Source organism: Microbacterium arborescens, assembly GCF_030369635.1.
Lineage (GTDB): Bacteria > Actinomycetota > Actinomycetes > Actinomycetales > Microbacteriaceae > Microbacterium.
The window spans coordinates 2,802,031-2,820,459 of the sequence record NZ_CP128474.1 but is presented as its reverse complement, the minus strand read 5'-3'; the positions used below and the strand labels follow the sequence as shown (position 1 = coordinate 2,820,459).

Here is an 18,429-nt window from a genome sequence, read left to right as displayed (position 1 = left end):
GCGACGGGCGCGTAAGATGCTCCGCCCGAGAATCCACTGCCCGGACGCTCTTCCCCAATCGCGTCCGGGCAGTGAACCAGCCCGTCCCGCCACTTCCCCGGGCGGCAGTCGGACCCGAGCAACGAGCCTCATCGGATGTCGGCCCGCTCGGTCTCGGAACGAGATTCACAGTATTGCGTGACGGCGGCGAAGGCGACGGCTTCGGGCAACGTTGAGTCAACGTTGCGGTTGTCTTCGTGGCGCCTTGCGGTTCGGTTCCGGCCACGGGCATTTGGCGGGATCGGGGCTTCGTGGCACACTCGTGGGGATTGCTGGGGGAGGGACTCGGCGGGCGGTATGTGCCCGTCGAGATGATTGTTACCCACGAGGAAGACATGAAACCCGACAATCAAGATCCCCGGAACTCGCGCCGACGACGTTGGACGCGAGGCCTTCTCGCGACCCTGTCCACGGCCGCGCTCGTGCTCGGCGCTGCGGCCACGGCCCAGGCCGCAGACGAGGTCGCCCCACAGGCGGCGACGCCCCAACCAGTGACCGTGACGCTGTCGGCGAGCGACCTCGCCACCGTGTCGTCCCGCTCGCCGCGGACCGTCCTGCGGAACCAAGCGCTGAGCGCCACGTCCACCCAAGACCGGGCCTATGCCCGCTTCACCCTGCCGGAAGACGTCGACACCACCCGACCTGTGACGGCGTCGCTGTCGCTGACCGTGCGGTACACGAACGCGACGACGGCCGGCGTCGACGTCTTCGTCGAGGGCGGCGCCTGGTCGGGGAAGACGCTGACCTACGCGAACCGCCCCTCCGAAGGCGGCGACCGGCTCATCCGATCCAGCCGGACCGCACGCACGGGGGCGACGCTGACGATGTCGCTCGGCGACGTGGTGCAGGACGTGCGCGACGGCGAGCTGTCGCTGAGGGTGGCGTACCGGCAGAAGAGCGTCTCGACGCTGTTCCACCGCACCGGTGACAAGGCGCCCTCGCTGAAGCTGACCTACACCCCCGAGCCCGCGGGCACCCCTTCCCCGGAGCCGCCCTCCGCGCCGGAGCCCACTCCCGCTCCAGAACCGAGCACGCCGCCGACGGTCGACACGTCCCGCATGGTGTTCGCGCACTATTTCCCGCCCTACCCGATCTCCATCGACAATCGTCCGGCCGACAGCGACTACTACGCACGCAACTATCTGGACCCCGAGGGTGAGAACGGCAAGCACGCCGAGTACGGCGGGCTGCTGCGCGACCGTCCGCTCGCGGTCGCGCCGTCGGGCTCGTCGACGTGGCGCGTCGACAATCTGCGACGCGAGGTGTCACAGGCGCAGAGCGCGGGGATCGATGGCTTCACCGTCAACATCATGAGCGTCAGCGGCACCAACTGGGACGCCGCGAAGAACCTCTTCACCGCGGCTGAGCGCCAGGGCCGATTCGCTGCGGTGCCGATGATCGATGCCTCGGCATCGGTGGCCGGCGTCGACCCCGAGACCGTGGCGGACCGCCTGGCGGAGCTCTACCGCTCGGCGGCGGCGTTCCGGGTCGGTGACCGGATGCTCCTGTCGTCGTTCGCGGCCGAGAAGCAGAGCGTCGACTGGTGGTCGCGCATCATCCAACGTCTGCAGCGTGTGCACGGTGTGCCGATCACTTTCCAGGCCGTGTTCCTCAATGCCTCCGACGCGAACATGTCTGCGTTCCGTGACATCGCAGACGGCTACGGCAACTGGGGCGTGCGCAGCGAATGGCACACCTCGAACGGGCCCGACTACGCCGCTCGCGCCGCTGCTCTGGGCAAGACGTGGATGGCCCCGGTCTCCGTGCAGGACTACCGTCCGCGCGCCGGCGTGTTCGCCGAGTCGGGCAACACCGACAACCTCCGGGCGTCGTGGCGGCGTGCGATCGAATCGGGGGCGCAGTACGTGCAGCTGGTCACGTGGAACGACTACAGCGAGAGCACGCAGTTCGCGCCGTCCGCCGACCACGGTGACACGTTCCTCGACATCAGCCGGCCGTACCTCGACTGGTTCCACAGCGGTGCGCAGCCCCGGGTGACCCAGGATCAGGCGTTCCTCGTGCACCGCACCCAGTTCGTCGGTGCCCGGCCGGCCCTCGGCCACCTGCTGGCGTCTCCGACGCTCGGCGGCACATCGAGCAGCCCGACGGACGAGGTCGAGGCGGTCGTCTACCTGACCGCTCCGGCCACGCTCACCGTCAGCGTGGGTGGCGTGGCCACGCGCTTCGAAGCCCCCGCCGGGCGGTCGGTGTACACGGTGCCGCTCCGCGAGGGTACGGTGTCTGCGACCATCGAGCGCTCGGGACAGCGCGTGGTGTCATTGACGTCGCCCTACCGCGTCGTCGGGACTCCGGAGGTGCAGGACCTCAGCTACTACGGGGTCAGCAGCGTCGGCTGACGCTCCGGGACGCCGCGCCCCGGGCGCCGCGGCGTCCGGGGCGCCGCTGCTGCGTCCCCGGCCGCGTCGGCCGCTCTCGGGCACCACCGAGTACGTCGAGTAGCTGCGGCGGTCCGCGCGCGTGGGTCGTGCCAGATTGAGCACGACACCATGGATCGTCGCGCCCACCGAGGCCAGCCGCGCGGTCGCCCGCCGGACGTCGCGCTCGCGGGCGCGACCGGCGCCGACGACCAGCACGGCGCCGCCGAAGACACGGGCCAGGACGGCTGCGTCGGCGACCGGGTGAATCGGGGGCGCATCAATGATCACGATGTCGTGCGCGGCGCGCAAGCTCTCGAGCAGCTCGAGTGCACGCTCGGACTCGAGCAGTTCCGACGGGTTGGGTGGCACCGGTCCGGCCAGCAGAACATGCAGCCGTTCCGGCCCCCACGCGACGAGAGCGTCGTCGAGCGTCGCCTCGCGTGCGATGACGCTGGTGAATCCGAGATCGGGGGGAAGGTCCAGGATTCGGCTGAGACTCGGGCGACGCAGGTCCGCCTCCACGAGACACACCGAAGCGCCGGTGGCGGCGAGAGCGACGGCGGCGTTGGCAGCGGTCGTGCTCTTCCCTTCGCTGGGGACCGAGGACGTGAAGACGAACACCCGGTGGTCCTGAGAGGCCTGAACGAAACGGAGATTGCCCCGGAGGCGGCGATAGTCCTCCGATCGCAGAGAATGCGGCGCGGTCAGCAGGGCGAGCGGCGCCCGATCCGCGGTGCGGTCGGTGCTCACGGTGCCGATGACGGCAGCCCCGGCGGCCTCCTCGGCCTGCTCCACGGTGCGGACTCGCGAGCCGAACATCAACCGCAACAGGATGACGGCAGCCGCAGCGACGAGTCCGCCCAGTGCGCCGAGGATCACGAGCATGGGCGTATGCGGCGCGGAGGGCGAATTCGGCGGCACAGCGTTTTCGACGACGCGCAGCCGGACCGGCGAGGTGCCGTCGACCTGGGGCGAGAGCGTGGGCACGACCTCGGCGAGCTTGGCCGCGACGAGGTTCGCGATGCGAGCGGCCTCCCGCGGAGACGGATCCACCGCTGAGATCGAGATCATCGAGGTGTTCAGCGGCACCGAGGTCGACACACGCGAGCGCAGCTTGGCCGTCGAGTCGGACAACCCGAGCTCGTCGATGACCGGCGCGAGGACGATCTCGCGCGTCGCGACGGTGCTGAGATTGCGCGCCTGCTGCTGGGAGAAGTTGCTGCCCTGCGCGAGCTCGCCCGTCGTCGAGCTGCCGGTCACAGCGACGAACACGTCGGCCCGTGCCGTGTACTCCCGCGGCACCGTCCAGGCGTATGCCAGCCCGGCCGCGGCGCCCAGCGCCACCAGCACGATCACCGTCATCCAGTGATATCGGATCACCCGTAGAACACGGCTGGACTCCATAGCGTCCCCCATTCGCGCGTCGACAAAGCGACGCGGCCCCAATATGCCGCGTGCGAACACGCGGACCCCCGTCTGACATGATATGCGAGGGGGAGGCTCGTGGGGAAGCAGACCGGAACGATCGGCGAGACGTCGTTGCGCGGCGGCGCGCGCATCGCACTCGTCGCGCTGTCGATCGGCGTGCTGAGCGTCGTGATGCCGCTCGCTCTGGTGTCCGACATCCCCGACCGGGGACGAAGCGAGGCGTGGGTCGTCACGCTGCTGATCATGATCTACGGCGGCATCCGGCTCTCGCTGTCGTGGGTGTCGGGCCGCCCCCACCTGTTCGACTTCTTCTTCTGGGTGTTCGCATACATCTTCATGGGGCTGGCGCCGACCGCGCAGATCCGCGCCGACGCGGTCTCGACAACGACCCCCGGCATCGATCCGGCCTTCGATCTGCCGACGGCAGGGATCGTCGCCCTCGGCATCGCCTGTTACGAGGTCGCGCGTGCCGCATGGATGCTGCGGCAACATGCGCGTCCGCCGCATGCGGGGCAGGCGCCCCGACCGGTCAGCGCGGCACGGACCGTCGGACTCGCGGTGGTCGGGCTCGGTATCAGCGTGTTCTTCGTCGCGCAGCTCGGCCCCGCCGCAGCCCTCGGCAGCCGCGAGGCGGCTTTCGCGGCTCGCGAGGCGCGCTGGCCCGACCCTGCCGTGCGTGCCGTCATGTACGCGGCGTCGGTCTACCCGCTGCTCATCGCGACCGGTGCGCTGGCGCAGCTGCGACGAGTCGCGGTCTCACGGGCCGCACGCATCGCGTACACGGTCGCGGCTCTCGCCGCCTCGGTCGTCCTGCTCCTGATCGTGAACCCGGTCGCGAGCGCGCGGTACACCTTCGGAACCGTCGCCGTCGCGCTGGCGATCTTCGCCGGCGCGGCCTCCACCCGCCTCCGAGCCCGCCTCACGATGCTCGCCGCGATCGTGGCGTTCCTGTTCCTCTTCCCGATCGCCGACGCCTTCCGCACCGATGAGGTGCGGGTCAACCGGACCAGCTTCTTCGGCGAGTATCTGGCGAACCCCGATTACGACGCGTTCTGGCAGGTGGCGAACTCGCTCGCCTACTGGCTCGACGGCCTCGTGGAGCCGGCTCGACAGTTCCTCGGCAGCATCCTGTTCTGGGTGCCGCGGTCGATCTGGCCCGACAAGCCCACCGACACCGGCATCGTGCTCGCCGAGTACCGGGGATACAGCTTCGACAACCTCTCGGCGCCGGTGTGGGCGGAGGCCATGGTCAACGGCGGCATCGTCGCCGTCGTCATCGTCTTCGTCGGACTGGGCATCGTGCTGCGGGTGATGGACGTCAGGATCGTGACGGCATTCGCTTCCGGCGGCGTCTGGGCGATCGCCGGGGCGGTCCTGCCGGTATACATGACGATCCTGATGCGCGGCTCGCTGCTCCAGGCAACCGGTGCGACGACCGTGATGATCGTCTGCCTCCTCCTCGTCGCCGGGCGGGTGCATTCACCCGGCGACGGGGAGGAGGCGCCGCTCGGACCGAGCCGCGCAGGATCAGGCGGCGCGGAGCTCGGCGTGGCTGCGCCGGTACCAGGCGATGGTCCGGGCCAGCCCGCCGCGTAGCCCGATGCTCGGCGTCCAGCCCGTCGAGCGCAGCAGTGAGATGTCGAGGAGCTTCTGCGGAGTGCCGTCGGGCTTGGTCGTGTCCCAGCGCGTCTCTCCGCGGTAGCCCGTGATCGTCGCGATCTGCTCGGCGACCTCGCGGATCGTCGTGTCCTGACCGGTGCCGATGTTCACGTGAGAGGCCCCGTCGTAATGCTCCATGAGGTGCACGATCGCCGAGGCCAGGTCGTCGGCGTGCATGAACTCCCGACGCGGCGTGCCCGACCCCCAGTTGGTGACCACCGCGCTGCCGAGCGCGGCGGCCTCATCGTAGCGACGGATGAGCGCGGGCAGTACGTGGGATCCGAGCGGCGAGAAGTTGTCGTTCGGTCCGTACAGGTTCGTCGGCATGACGGAGATCCAAGGGAGACCGTGCTGTCGCCGCACGGCTTGGACGTTCAGGATTCCGGCGATCTTCGCGATGGCATAGGCGTCGTTCGTCGGCTCGAGATGGCCGGTGAGAAGACTGTCCTCGCGCAGTGGCTGCGGCGCGAACTTCGGGTAGATGCACGACGATCCGAGGAAGACCAGCCGCTCGACTCCCACTTCGGCCGCGGCATCCATCACGTTGGACTGGATCCGGATGTTGATGCTCAGGAAGTCGGCCGGATAGGTGCTGTTCGCGAGGATGCCGCCCACCTTCGCCGCGGCCAGCACGACGTAGCGCGGGCGGTGCGCGCGGAAGAATCGGAAGACGTCCCCGCGTTCGGTGAGATCCAGTTCGGCTGAGGTGCGGGTGAGGAGGCGGTCGAAGCCCTCGGCTTCGAGTCGACGGACCACCGCGCTGCCGGCCAGGCCTCGATGACCCGCGACGAAGAACGTCGCGTGCCGATCGAGCCGGGTCGGGTCGAATGCGAGCCCGTCGCTCACGCGGCCCATCCCGAGAGGGCGACCGTATCGATCCACGGGCGACCCGCGAACTCGAGGGCGCGGATGTCGGCGTCCACCATGATGCGTGCGAGCTCCAGCGGGCCGACCGTGGCCTTCCAGCCGAGCTTCTCCTCGGCCTTGCTCGGGTCTCCGATCAGCGCGTCGACCTCGGTCGGACGCAGGTAGCGCTCGTCGAAGCGGACATGGCGCCGCCAATCGAGACCCGCGTGGGCGAAGGCCGCTTCGAGGAAGTCGCGAACGGTGATACCGATGCCGGTCGCGAGCACGAAGTCCTCCGGCTCGTCGGCCTGCAGCATCCGCCACATCCCCTCGACGTACTCGGCGGCGTAGCCCCAGTCGCGGACGGCGTCGATGTTGCCGAGGTACACGTGGTCCTGAACGCCGAGCTTGATCGCTGCCACGGCGCGCGTGATCTTGCGGGTCACGAACGTCTCGCCTCGGCGGGGCGACTCGTGGTTGAAGAGGATGCCGTTGACCGCGAACATGTCGTAGGCCTCGCGGTAGTTCTTCGTGATCCAGTAGCTGTAGAGCTTCGCGGCGGCATACGGCGAGCGCGGGTAGAACGGCGTGGTCTCGCTCTGCGGCGGAGGCGTGGCGCCGTACAGCTCGGAGGAGGACGCCTGGTAGAAGCGGGCCCGGACCCCTGACATGCGCACGGCATCCAGGAGCCGCACCGAGCCGGTTCCGGTGGTGTCAGCGGTGTGCTCGGGCTCGTCGAACGACACGCGCACGTGCGACTGCGCACCGAGGTTGTAGACCTCGTCCGGCTGGATCTGCGCGAGCAGCGTCGTCATGCGGACGCCGTCGCTGAGATCGCCGTAGTGCAGGAAGAGGCGTGCCCCCACCTCGTGCGGGTCGACGTACAGGTGGTCGATGCGCGACGTGTTGAACGTCGACGCCCGCCGCACCAGGCCGTGGACCTCGTAGCCCTTCGCGAGCAGGAGCTCGGCGAGATAGGACCCGTCCTGGCCCGTGATGCCGGTGATGAATGCACGCTTCATGAGCGTTCTCCCCCAAAGCCTCGGCGCTGCAGCCCCGTCGCGCGACCCGAGCGGACCCCTCCGCTCGGCGCGTGCCGATCCCCAAATCGACGGTGTTGCGAGTATAGGGATGTCGAGCTGTCCACCACAAGCGCGGGTCACCGCGCGTACAGCTCGACCAGCCTCTCGGCGATCGCGGGCATCGTGAACCGCTCGCGTGTCAGGTCGCGGCCGCGTTCGCCGCGCAGGCGTGCATCCGCCGGGTCGGCGAGCAGTCGCCGCATCGCCGTGACGAGGGGTTCGAGTCCACCGTCGGTGACGAATCCCGCCCCGGCGTCACGCACAGCCGGGGCCAGTCCGCAGGAGTCCGTGACGACCACGGGCAGACCCGCGGACATGGCTTCGAGCACCGACATCGGGTAGGGCTCGTCGACTGCCGGGAGCACGTAGCCGCTGGCTCGCCGCATCCGCTCTCCCGTGCGTGCGGGCTCCAACGCACCCTCCCAGCGGATGCGCTCGGGGTGGCCCGACGCCTCGATGGCCGCGCGGACGGCGTCGCCCTCGCCTTCGTCGGGGCCGACGAGGCGGAAGCGGGCCTCGGGGAACTCGTTCGCCAGTCGCGCCGCGGCCTCGACGAACTGCACCGGCCGTTTCCGGGGTGCGAGCCGGGCGAGGTACAGCAGCTCGGGCCCGAGCGGGGCGGCTGCGGGTGCCGTCGGAACCCCGTTGGGAAGCTCGACCAGCTGCGCACGGCCCCGGCCGATGGTCTCGAGCGAGGCGCGTTCGCGCTCGGTCAGGTAGGTCACGATGCGTGCCCCTGCCAGTGCCGGGCGCGTCAGCACCGCGTCGAGGGGGATTGCGAGCGGATTCGTCGACTCGTCGATCATCCCGTGGGTCTGGAGGACGGTGGCGACCCCGCGCGAGCGCGCGATCCGGGCGGCGGGCAGAGTGACGAGGTCGCGCGCGGCATGCACGTGCACGACGTCGAATTCGTCGACGTGCCGGCGGAGCGCACGCAGCAGTGCGGGCGATCCGACGCCCGCGAACCCGATGCCCGGGATGAGCGTACGTGCCGGGAAGAGTCGGGCCGGGATGCCGTCGATGTCGGTGGGGATGACGTCGTATCCCCGCGCCGCGCCCGCGAGCACCACGTCGTGCCCGAGATCCCGCAATGCTGCGAGCTGATTCAGCGCCACCCGGAGGGGCCCGCCGTACTCGCCGTGCGGGCTCACCAGGGTGACGACGGCGAGGACCCTCACGACCGCACGACCGCGGCCGGGGCGAGCACGGTCGCGCCGGCGGGCACGTCGCGGACGACGAGCGCCGTGGCTCCGATCACGGCGTCCGCTCCGATGCGGACGCCGCGCAGCACCGTGGCGCGGGCGGCCACCCACGCGCCGTCTTCGACGACGATCGGCGCATTGTCGAACTCGAAGGTGGGTGATCGATGATCGTGGCTCCCGGTGCACAGCAGCGCGCCCTGCGAGATGCAGACATCGCTGCCGATCGAAACCGGCTCGAGATTCAAGATCCAGGCGCGCTCGCCGATCCAGGTGTCATCGCCGATCGTGAGCTTCCAGGGCCAGTGGACGCGGACCCCGGCGCGCAGATTCACACCGTTTCCGATGCGGGCCCCGAACGCACGAAGCACCGCGACCCGGACGCGGACCGGGACGAACCACGGCATCACCCCGATCGCCGAGGCGAGCTGCCACGCCGCTTGCCAGACGGGCCCGCGGCCCTTGTCGTATCCCCTGCCGCTGAACCCAGCGAGCCGTCGCCGTTCCCCCATGGCGCCTCATCGTACACACGGCCGCGGGATCGGCTGGAGACAGATGCCGCGCCGATGCGGTACCGTCCTCCGTACGGGCAGGCGTGGGGACGCGGCCCGGATTCGGGGGTATGGGGGAATGTCCGACGTACGGCGGCGACTGCGCCGCCTCTCGGGCGGGCTCGGCAGGATGTCGGGTTTCGCCCTGTCCATCGGGCTGCTGGCGATTGCATCGCTGGCGGCCATTCCGGTGATGGTCGCGGCGGAGGGCGATCGAGGCTGGGGGGCGATCGCGCTCGGACAAGCCGTAGGCGCCATCGCCGCCGCTGCGATCGGGTTCGGCTGGGGCGTCTCCGGCCCGGCGCGCATCGCCGTCGCCGACGAGTCCTCACGCCGCACGGCGTACATCGAGTCGGTCCGCGCACGGCTCGCGCTCTTCGCGCCGATCGCGCTCACGAGCAGTCTCGCCGCGGCCGCGATCGCCCCACAGTCGCCGGGCCTGGCCGCCCTCGGGGCGGTGACAGCGGCCGCTGCCGGCGTCTCGGCGAACTGGTACTTCGTCGGACGCGGGGCGCCGTTCTCGCTGTTGCTGGCCGAGACCCTGCCGCGCGTGGTCGGCACCGGGGTCGGCATCGCGCTCATGCTCGGCGGCGGCGGAGCCGCCGTGGGGCTGACCGGCATGCTGGGCGGCATGGTCGCGGCATTCGCCTGCTCGACCGTGTGGATCCTGGTCTCCTCGCGACGCCACCGCGCATCGGCGCCGCCGCCGGGTCGGCTGCTGCGCGTCCTGGCCGATCAGCGTCACGGCATGGGGTCGGCTCTCGGATCAGCGATCTACATCGCCCTCCCGCTCGTGGTCGTCTCGGTCGTCGCGCCGGCCGCGCAGCCGGTCTTCGCCCTCGTCGACAAGTTCCAGCGACAGGTCGGTGTCGCCCTGCAGCCGGTCATCACGGTCGCCCAGGGCTGGGTGCCCCGTCGTGACGATGCCGAGAGCGCATCACGGGCTCGAAGCGCCCTGCTCGTCGGCAGCGGGATGTCGCTCGTGATCGGCACCGCGGTCGCGATGGCCGGCGGCGCGGCACTGGACTGGCTGGGCAACGGCGAGATCGACGTCATGCCGCTGGCGATCGTCCTGATGGCGCTGTTCGTCGCGGTCAACTTCTTCGAGTCGCTGGTCGCCAAGGCGCTGCTGCCCTCGCTGGGGCGGCTGCGTATCGGCGCGCAGGCGACTCTCATCAGCACGGTCGTGGTTGTCCCCCTCGTCGCGCTCGGCGCGATCCTGTGGGCCGCGCCGGGCGCTCTCGGGGCCGTCGTGGTGGGACTCCTCACGCGCGGCGCCGTCGAAGCGGTCGCCGCCTCACGCACCATCCGATCGAACAGATCCGCTGTCATCCGGGAGGAGATCGATGCCTGACAAGGTCCGCGACCTGCTGAGGCTGGCACTGTGGCTGCTGCCCGCGAGTCGCCTGAAGAATGCGCTCCTGCGCCGAGCCGGCCACCGCATCCACACCACGGCCCGCGCACGGGCGAGCATCGTGTGGCGCGTCGCGTCGTTCGAGCTCGACCCGGGTGCCACGTTCGGTTCGGCGAACGTGGTGAAGAACATGCGCGAGATCCGGCTCGGACGCGACGCCATGCTGGGGCGCTGGAACCTCATCTCGTCGCATCCCCTCTTCCTCCGGCACCTGCCGGAGGGGGGACGGCTGATTCTCGGCGACCACGCGAAGATCACCAGCCGCCACCAGCTCGACTGCTCGGGCTCGCTGACGCTGGGGGCATTCGCATCGCTGGCGGGACACCAGAGCCGTGTGATGTCGCACAGTGTGGATCTCCAGCGGAACGCGCAGGCCGCCTTCCCGGTCGTCATCGGCGAGCGGTCGTTCGTGGGCACGCGCGTGCTCATCCTGGGCGGTGCGGTGCTGCCGCCCCGATCGGTGCTCGGGGCGGGATCGGTCCTGACCCGTGCCCGCGGGGTGCCCGACGCGGGTCTGTGGGCGGGGGTGCCCGCCACCCTGCGCGGCACCGTCTCGGGCGCCTGGTTCGACCGACGCGAGACCTCGACCCACGACCTCTGGATTCCGGCGACGGACGAGATCGTGTCCACGCGATGAGAGCGGGTGTGCGATGAGAACGAGGATGCGAACGCATCGCGGCGGCGGCCACTGGTGGCAGATCGACTGGGGCGGCTTGCCGGTATGGGCGGTCGCGCTCTCCGCGGTGGCCATCGGCGGAGTTCTCGCCGGCGGGGCTGCGCTGCGTTCGAGCCCCGCCTCCGAGGTGCAATCCGCGCCGATCGTGGTGTTCCTCGGTGATTCGTACACGGCCGGCGTCGGGGCATCCGACAAAGCCCTCGGGTGGGCGAGCCTCGTCGGCGAGGCCGAGGGATGGCGGGTGCGCAACCTCGCGCGGGGCGGGACCGGCTACGCCGCGCGCGTGACGGGTGAGGCCGCACCGGCGGCCTGCGGCCGCGACGAATGCCCCGCCTTCGGCGAGATGGCCCGCGAGGGCGCCTCGCTCGTGCCTGACATCGTGATCGTGTCCGGCGGGCGCAACGACATCGGCCAGGCGCCGGTCGACGCGGATGTCGCCGACTTCTTCGACACCCTGGCGGCGGCCTATCCCGGCAGTCGCGTCTACGTCACCGATGTACTCTGGCACGACCAGGCGCCGGAGGCCGTTCAGGAGCTGTCGCGCATCGTCGAGGCGGACGCGCAGCGCGTGGGCGCTGTCTGGCTCGACATCGGACAGCCCCTGGCGGGCGACAGCGGACTGCTCGCTCCCGATGGGGTCCATCCCAACGATGCGGGACACGAGGCCATCGCCCAGGCCGTGATCGCGGCGCTCGGCTGATCGGCGCAGTCTAGGCGGGGGCGCCCGGCGGCGCGGCGCCGACCGGGGCGGCCAGCGACCGGAACCACTTGCGAGAGAGCAGCGCCGTGATTCCGGTGGTGGCGAGCAGCAATGCGGCGTAGACGACGACGAAGACCTCCGGGGCGCCCCACAGCACGAACGCCACGGCGAGGACGCCGTAGTCGGCGGGCAGGAGCAGCACAGCCCGCAGCGTCGACGGCGGTGGCGTCGCACCCGATCGAGGTGCGAGCAGAGAGTAGAGGGTCAGGCCCGCGAAGAGCACGACCGCGACGAGCGCGTACGCGAGGGGGAGCAGCAGCCAGGCCCCGCCTGAGCGACCGCCGCCGGTGAAGCCGATGAGCACCGCGGCGTGCACGCCCACCATCTTGCCGGCGTCGACGACGTGGTCGAGCCATTCCCCCGCACGTGACGAGGCGCCGGTCAGACGTGCGACTTGGCCGTCCGCCGAATCCAGGGCGAAGCCGATGACCAGCAGAGCCGCAGCGGTGACGCCGCTCCAGGCGGTCGCCGGAACGGCCGCGACGACGACGAGTCCCGCTGTCGTCGCGAGCGCGGAGAGCGCCGTCACCGTGTTCGGGCCGATCGCCGTCGCAGCCGCCGCGGCGGCGAACACCCGCCCGAGCGGCCGGTTGACCCACCGCGAATAGAGCGAGACCCCTCGCTTGCCCTTCTGGGCCTGTCGCAGACTTCCCCACGCGTCGCTGAATCGCACTGTTTCCCCCATCGCGCCGATCGGCCGAATCCGATCTATGCGTCCCCTGGGCCACAGTGTACGATGCACGAAGTCGGAGTGGTGCTGGGGCACCGATCCGGGCTTGGGGAACGACGTGCGACGGGGGTCGCGCGTTCTGGGGAGCGTCCGTGAGGGCGCGCAAAATTGGGGAACACTCGTGCGTACACGCATCGCGGCCGTCGCCGCTGCCGTCTTGGCTCTTTTCATCGGGGCCGGAGTCGTGGGGATCACAGCCCCGGCATCCGCTCTGTCGCCCGGCGTCTCGTTCGCCGCCGACGACCAGTCCACCTGGCAGACCAACGGCACCGTGTACGCCCTGGGCGCTGCCGGGGGCAAGGTCGTCGCCGGCGGCACGTTCTCGCAGATCCGCCCGCCGGCGGGCCGATCGGATGCCGCTCGGGTCAGGAACGCCCTCGTCATCCTCGATGCCGAGACCGGCGAGCCCGACGCCTGCCAGTTCGCCGTCACGCTCAGCGGCGGTACTCCGACGGTGCGGGCGATCGCGGTCAGCGCCGATCAGTCGCGCGTCTACGTCGCCGGCAACTTCTCGACCATCGGCGGAGTCAACGTCGCCCGGATCGCGGTGCTCGACGTCCAGGCGTGCACGGTCGCGCCGTTCCGTGCGCCGTTGCCCGGTTCGACCGTCACCGCCCTCGCCACCCACGGCAACGTGCTCTACGCCGGCGGCCTCTTCAAGACTGTCGGAGGACAGACCCGCGAGGCCTTCGCCGCGTTCGACGCGACGACCGGCGCACTGCTGCCGTGGACCGCCAACGCCGTCCGCGGCCGCACCGACCTGCCGAAGGAGGTCAACGAGGGCCGTGCGATCGCCGTGTCACCCGACGGTGCGAAGGTCGTCGTCGGCGGCGACCTGTTCTCGATCAACGGGCAGTACTCGCACTCCATCGCCATCGTCAGCGGTGCCAGCCTGACCGACGGCAGCGGCGGCCAGGTGCTGCGCACCTACAGCCCGGGGTTCATTCCCGACACCTCGGTCACCAAGACGATCATCGACGGCGGCGACGGTCGCTTCTACATCGGCAACGAGGGGACCGGCGGCGGCGTGTTCGACGGCAAGGCGGCGTTCTCGTGGGCGACGGGCGACCAGGTCTGGCGCGACACGTGCCTCGGCGCGACGCAGTCGCTCGTGATGTACCAGGGAACGCTCTACTCGGCCAGCCACGCCCATGACTGCAGCGGGATCAACGCCTTCAACGACGGCATCCGCCGTTACTTCATGGCGCAGAACCCCGACTCGATGGAGGTGCTCGGCTGGCTCCCGCTCGGCAACGACGGCATCGGCGAGGGCATCGGCCCCCGCGCGCTCGCCGTCGCGACCGGCAACGCGAGCGGACAGCGCTACCTGTGGTCCGGCGGTGACTTCACAACGATCAACGGTCGCGCCCAGCAGGGGCTCACCCGGTTCGGGCCGCAGGACACCGGCGCCCCGCCCACGCCTGTCGCCAGCGCACAGGCCACGAGTGACGGCACCATCCAGGTCCGCTTCCGCACCGTCGTCGATGCCGATGACAGCCACCTGACCTACAGCGTCTACCGCGGCAACGCGACCGAACCCGTCTGGAGCGGCACGGGCAGGTCGCTGTGGTGGGAACGCCCGCAGGTCACCTTCGTCGACGCTGACGTCACGCCCGGCGCGAGCTACACCTACCGCGTCACCGCCAGCGACGGCACCAACACCTCGGCCCGCTCGGCAGCGGTGAGCGCAACGGCCCGTGCGGCCGGTGCCGACTACCCCGCGGCGGTACGCGCGGACGGGCCCACGAGCCTGTGGTCCGGCTCGACCAACGGCACCTGGGCCCACGACTCGGGTGCGGCGCAGACCCGCACCGACGCCGTCCCCGCCACTCTCATGGACGGGGCGACCGTCTCGGCCGACGGTGCGGTGCCGGCTGCGGGAGGCTCGCTCCGGTTCGACGGTGTCGACGACTACGCCATCACCGACCAGCTGCGCCCGGGTCCGTCGACGTACACCGTCGAGGCGTGGATCAACACGACGACGACAGCGGGCGGCAAGATCGCCGGCTTCGGCAACGGGCGTCCGCGCACCGGCTCCAACATCTCGAACCTCAGCGGCTCGTACGACCGCCACGTGTACATGCAGAACGACGGCCGCATCACCTTCGGCGTCTGGGTCGGCGGCGCGTCGACCGTGACCAGCCCCCAGCCGCTCAACGACGGGCAGTGGCACCACGTCGTCGCCACGCAGGGCGCGAGCGGAATGGCGCTCTACGTCGACGGGCTGCGTGTGGCGTCGAACAGCAACCGCGATCAGCAGTCGTACTGGGGCGTCTGGCGGGTCGGCGGCGACCAGCTGGGAGGCTGGCCGGGGCAGCCCTCCAGCAACTTCTTCGGCGGACTGATCGACGAGGTCGCGATCTACCCGAGCGCTCTCCCTGCCGCGCGCGTGGCCGCCCACTATCAGGCATCCGGTCGGACGCTCGATCTGAACACCGCTCCCGCCGACGCCTACGGCGCCGCCGTCTTCGGAGCCGAGCCCTCCGTGTACTGGCGGTTCGACGACACCGGGGCCACGGCAGCCGACTCGTCGCTGTTCGGCACGAGCCCCGGCGTATACAACGTCGGTGCTCAGACCCAGCCCTCGGGTGCGGTCTCGGGCAGCGGATCGGTCTCGCTCCCGGGCAACGACTCGGGCACCGTGGCGCTCGGCCAGCGGACCGCTCCCTCGCCGACCACCTCGGGAGAGATCTGGTTCCGCACCGACACGACCGCGGGCGGCAAGCTGTTCGGGTTCGAGAACGTGCCGACCGGCAACGGCTCGAGCTACGACAAGCAGCTGTATATGACCAACGACGGACGACTGATCTGGGGTTCCTACCCGGGGTACGTCGCCACGGTCGAATCGTCGACGTCATACAACGACAACGTCTGGCACCACGCCGTCGCCGTCATCGACGAGACCGGCCGCAAACTCTACGTCGACGGCGAGCTCGTGGCCGCGAACGGCCAGACGGGCGCCGAGACCGGCGACGGGTACTGGCGCATCGGCGGCGGCAACCTCGGCGGCTGGCCCGGCCAGCCCCCCTCGTTCTACTTCGACGGCGAGCTCGATGAGTTCGCGATCTATCCGACGACGCTCGACGCGGCCACGGTGGCGCGCCACCACGCGATCGGCATCGCCGACACCACCCCGCCGGCCGCGCCCACGGCACTGTCTGCGCAGGCATCGGCAGACGGCGTGCATCTCTCATGGGCAGCCGCGACCGACGACCACGCGGTGGTGTCGTACACGGTCTACCGCGGCACGACGGCCGACTTCGCGCCCAGTGAGGACACGCGCCTCGGGACAAGCATCACGACCGGATTCGTCGACACGGCGCAGGTGCCCGGCACGCGGTACTACCGCGTCGTCGCGGTCGACGCCGCCGGCAACGTCGGACCCGCCACGGACGCCGTGCAGGTCGACCTCCTCGACACGACGCCCCCGCAGACGCCGGTCGCCCCGCTCGCGACGGCCGCCTCCGACGGGGTCTCGCTGACGTGGACCGCGGTCGCCGATGATGTCGCGGTCACGGGCTACACCGTCCACCGCGGCACGACGGCCGATTTCACGGCGGATGCCTCGAACGTCGTCGGCACGACGGCGACGACCGGATTCACCGATCCGTCGCCCGCACCCGGCACGTACTACTACCGCGTCACCGCATCCGACGCCGCGGGCAACGTCAGCGCGGCCTCTCCGTCATCGCTCCCGGCGACGGTGACCGCCCCCGACACGACGCCGCCCTCGGCACCGGCCACAGCCACGGCCACGCTGGTCGACGGCACCGTGCAGGTGCGCTGGACCGCGGCCACGGACGACCGAGGGGTCGCCGGATACCGGGTGCACCGCGGCTCCGATGCCTCCTTCACCGCCGACGAGACCAACCGCGTCGCCGCGGTCACCGACCTGGCGTTCGACGACCCCGGCCTCGCGCCCGGCGTGTACCACTACAAGATCACGGCGGTCGATGTCTCCGGCAACGTCGGGACCGCGGCATCCGTCGCCGTCACGATCGAGTCGGTCGAGCCGGTCGTGGTCACGGTCCCGGTGGCCGACGACGCGATGGTGGTGCAGGGCGTGCCCGACACGAACTACGGCGCGAGCACGCAGATCTCCAGTCGCGGCGGCACCAGCCAGATCGAGTCGCTGCTGTCGGCCCCGCTGCCGTCAGCTCCGAACGGCACGGCGCTGACGCGGGTGACCCTGAAGCTCCGGACCTCGACCGACCCGTCCGCGGGCACGGTAGAACCGACCGACTTCGCGATCATCGGAGACGCCTGGAACGAGTCGACGGTCACGTGGAACACCCGTCCCTCGACGCCGGGCGCCGGGGCCGGACGGCTCGGGCAGGCGCCCGCCGTCAACACCGCGTACACCGTCGACCTCTCGGCGGCATCGCTGCGGCCTCTCCTCGGACAGAACGCGACGCTCCGGATGACCGGGACGGGCGCGGACAACCTGCGGCTGTGGTCGTCGGAGGCGGCGAACAGCTCGTACCGTCCCGTGCTCGTGCTCGAGTTCACGCCGCTGTCGGCACCCGACACGGCGGCGCCCACGGCGCCCACGGGTGTGCAGGCGAACGCGGCGGGCACGACGGCCGGTCTCTCGTGGACTGCCGCGACAGATGACCGCGGTGTCGTGCGCTACGACGTCCACCGGAGCACCACGCCCGGCTTCGCGGTGTCGGCCGGCAACCGGGTCGCGCAGACGGCCGGGACGACCGCTCAGGACGGCCCGCTCCAGCCGGGTACCTATGTGTACCGGGTGGTCGCGTTCGACGCCGCAGGCAACGCCGGGCCCGCGTCGGACGAGGTGACGGTGATCGTGACCGCTCCCGACACCACCGCGCCGTCGGCGCCGGGGACACCTGCGGTGGCGGTCACGGGCGGTTCCGCTCAGGTCTCGTGGCCCGCGAGCAGCGACGATGTCGGAGTCGCCGGCTACGACCTCCACCGCGGGACCACAGCCGGCTTCGCCGCCGACGCGGCCTCCCGGATCGCCGCCGTCACGGCAACGACCTACACCGACCCGGGGCTCGCCCCGGGAACCTACTGGTACCGCGTCGTCGCCCGCGATGCCGCGGGGAACGCCAGCGCGGCGTCGGCGGCGGCCTCGGCGACGGTGGTGGCACCGGTGCAGACGGTGACGACGACGATCGCGGTCGACGCGGATGCCGCCGGCTACGCCAACACGCCGACGCAGAATTACGCGACGTCGAACCAGCTCGTCTCGCGGGGTGACGTGGGTCAGCAGAGCTTCCTCAAGCTGACGCTCCCCACCCTCCCGGTGGGCGCGACGCTCGTCTCGGCCACGCTCGGCGTGCGGACCTCCACCGACCCGTCGGCGGGCAGCGCGGGTGCTCATGACGTGCACCTGATGGACGGGGCGTGGGACGAGGCCACGCTGACCTGGAACAACCGCCCGACCACCGTTCGCGGCACGAGCCCGATCGGAACGCTGTCGGGAGCCACGGCCACCAACACGCCGTACAGTGTGGTTCTCGCTGCCGATCAGCTCGCGCCGCTCCTGGGTCAGAGCGTCACGCTCCGTGTCTCGACCACCTCGGCCGACAACCTGCGCGTGTTCTCCCGCGAGGCGACGTCGGCGAGCCAGCGGCCGACCCTGACCCTCACCTACACCCTGCCCTGACCCGGGCGGGGGCGGCGTTCGCGTCGCACACG

At 70.9% G+C, this 18,429-nt stretch carries 12 protein-coding genes; 6 read left to right on the top strand and 6 right to left on the bottom strand.

Features of this window, described 5'->3' with window-relative positions:
- Positions 1-374: 374 nt before the first annotated feature.
- Positions 375-2,396: a glycoside hydrolase family 71 protein gene (locus QUC20_RS13310; RefSeq protein ID WP_289330182.1), complete on the top strand. Its 2,022-nt coding sequence runs from the start codon at positions 375-377 to the stop codon at positions 2,394-2,396.
- Here QUC20_RS13310 and QUC20_RS13305 read toward each other — a convergent pair.
- Positions 2,316-3,779, bottom strand: a complete 1,464-nt coding sequence (locus QUC20_RS13305) for a tyrosine-protein kinase domain-containing protein (RefSeq protein ID WP_289330181.1) — start codon at positions 3,777-3,779, stop codon at positions 2,316-2,318. The genes QUC20_RS13310 and QUC20_RS13305 overlap by 81 nt on opposite strands.
- 141 nt (positions 3,780-3,920) lie before the next feature.
- On the opposite strand from QUC20_RS13305, the gene QUC20_RS13300 reads away from it, so the two are divergent.
- Entirely contained in the window at positions 3,921-5,441 is a 1,521-nt protein-coding gene (locus QUC20_RS13300; RefSeq protein WP_289330180.1) for a hypothetical protein, read from the top strand.
- On the opposite strand, the gene QUC20_RS13295 is transcribed toward QUC20_RS13300, so the two are convergent.
- From QUC20_RS13295 to QUC20_RS13280, 4 genes are all read right to left on the bottom strand, one after another.
- Positions 5,373-6,359, bottom strand: coding sequence for a GDP-L-fucose synthase family protein (locus tag QUC20_RS13295; RefSeq protein ID WP_120265277.1), 987 nt, complete (start codon positions 6,357-6,359; stop codon positions 5,373-5,375). The two genes, QUC20_RS13300 and QUC20_RS13295, sit on opposite strands and share 69 nt — an antisense overlap.
- Entirely contained in the window at positions 6,347-7,372 is a 1,026-nt protein-coding gene (gene gmd / locus QUC20_RS13290; RefSeq protein WP_120265278.1) for a GDP-mannose 4,6-dehydratase, read from the bottom strand. Before gmd ends, QUC20_RS13295 begins: the two co-directional genes overlap by 13 nt.
- Before the next feature lie 137 nt (positions 7,373-7,509).
- Positions 7,510-8,610, bottom strand: a complete 1,101-nt coding sequence (locus tag QUC20_RS13285; protein WP_289330179.1) for a glycosyltransferase — start codon at positions 8,608-8,610, stop codon at positions 7,510-7,512.
- Positions 8,607-9,143 (bottom strand): DapH/DapD/GlmU-related protein, encoded by a 537-nt coding sequence (locus QUC20_RS13280; protein WP_120265280.1) that lies wholly within the window; start codon positions 9,141-9,143, stop codon positions 8,607-8,609. The genes QUC20_RS13285 and QUC20_RS13280 overlap by 4 nt, the downstream gene beginning before the upstream one ends.
- 118 nt (positions 9,144-9,261) lie before the next feature.
- Between QUC20_RS13280 and QUC20_RS13275 the strand changes: the two genes are divergently transcribed.
- The 3 genes from QUC20_RS13275 to QUC20_RS13265 are packed head-to-tail and all read left to right on the top strand — an operon-like array spanning position 9,262 to position 11,972.
- Positions 9,262-10,536 carry a hypothetical protein gene (locus QUC20_RS13275; RefSeq protein WP_289330178.1) on the top strand — a complete coding sequence of 425 codons (1,275 nt, stop codon included), beginning with the start codon at positions 9,262-9,264 and terminating at the stop codon, positions 10,534-10,536.
- A complete protein-coding gene (locus QUC20_RS13270; RefSeq protein ID WP_289330177.1) occupies positions 10,529-11,233 on the top strand; it encodes an acyltransferase in 705 nt (234 codons plus the stop codon). The genes QUC20_RS13275 and QUC20_RS13270 overlap by 8 nt, the downstream gene beginning before the upstream one ends.
- 25 nt (positions 11,234-11,258) lie before the next feature.
- The gene (locus tag QUC20_RS13265) at positions 11,259-11,972 is read left to right on the top strand and encodes an SGNH/GDSL hydrolase family protein (RefSeq protein WP_289330176.1); all 714 of its coding nucleotides are present in this window, start codon (positions 11,259-11,261) and stop codon (positions 11,970-11,972) included.
- A gap of 10 nt (positions 11,973-11,982) precedes the next feature.
- Here QUC20_RS13265 and QUC20_RS13260 read toward each other — a convergent pair whose 3' ends face one another.
- Positions 11,983-12,717: a CDP-alcohol phosphatidyltransferase family protein gene (locus tag QUC20_RS13260; RefSeq protein WP_289330175.1), complete on the bottom strand. Its 735-nt coding sequence runs from the start codon at positions 12,715-12,717 to the stop codon at positions 11,983-11,985.
- A gap of 166 nt (positions 12,718-12,883) precedes the next feature.
- Between QUC20_RS13260 and QUC20_RS13255 the strand changes: the two genes are divergently transcribed.
- Entirely contained in the window at positions 12,884-18,397 is a 5,514-nt protein-coding gene (locus tag QUC20_RS13255; protein WP_289330174.1) for a LamG-like jellyroll fold domain-containing protein, read from the top strand.
- Positions 18,398-18,429: the final 32 nt, after the last annotated feature.

Coding starts and splice junctions, on each gene's coding strand:
- QUC20_RS13310 (WP_289330182.1), top strand. CDS start 375: ATGAAACCCGACAATCAAGATCCCCGGAACTCGCGCCGACGACGTTGG.
- QUC20_RS13305 (WP_289330181.1), bottom strand. CDS start 3,779: ATGACGGTGATCGTGCTGGTGGCGCTGGGCGCCGCGGCCGGGCTGGCA.
- QUC20_RS13295 (WP_120265277.1), bottom strand. CDS start 6,359: ATGGGCCGCGTGAGCGACGGGCTCGCATTCGACCCGACCCGGCTCGAT.
- gmd (WP_120265278.1), bottom strand. CDS start 7,372: ATGAAGCGTGCATTCATCACCGGCATCACGGGCCAGGACGGGTCCTAT.
- QUC20_RS13280 (WP_120265280.1), bottom strand. CDS start 9,143: ATGGGGGAACGGCGACGGCTCGCTGGGTTCAGCGGCAGGGGATACGAC.
- QUC20_RS13275 (WP_289330178.1), top strand. CDS start 9,262: ATGTCCGACGTACGGCGGCGACTGCGCCGCCTCTCGGGCGGGCTCGGC.
- QUC20_RS13270 (WP_289330177.1), top strand. CDS start 10,529: ATGCCTGACAAGGTCCGCGACCTGCTGAGGCTGGCACTGTGGCTGCTG.
- QUC20_RS13265 (WP_289330176.1), top strand. CDS start 11,259: ATGCGAACGCATCGCGGCGGCGGCCACTGGTGGCAGATCGACTGGGGC.
- QUC20_RS13260 (WP_289330175.1), bottom strand. CDS start 12,717: ATGGGGGAAACAGTGCGATTCAGCGACGCGTGGGGAAGTCTGCGACAG.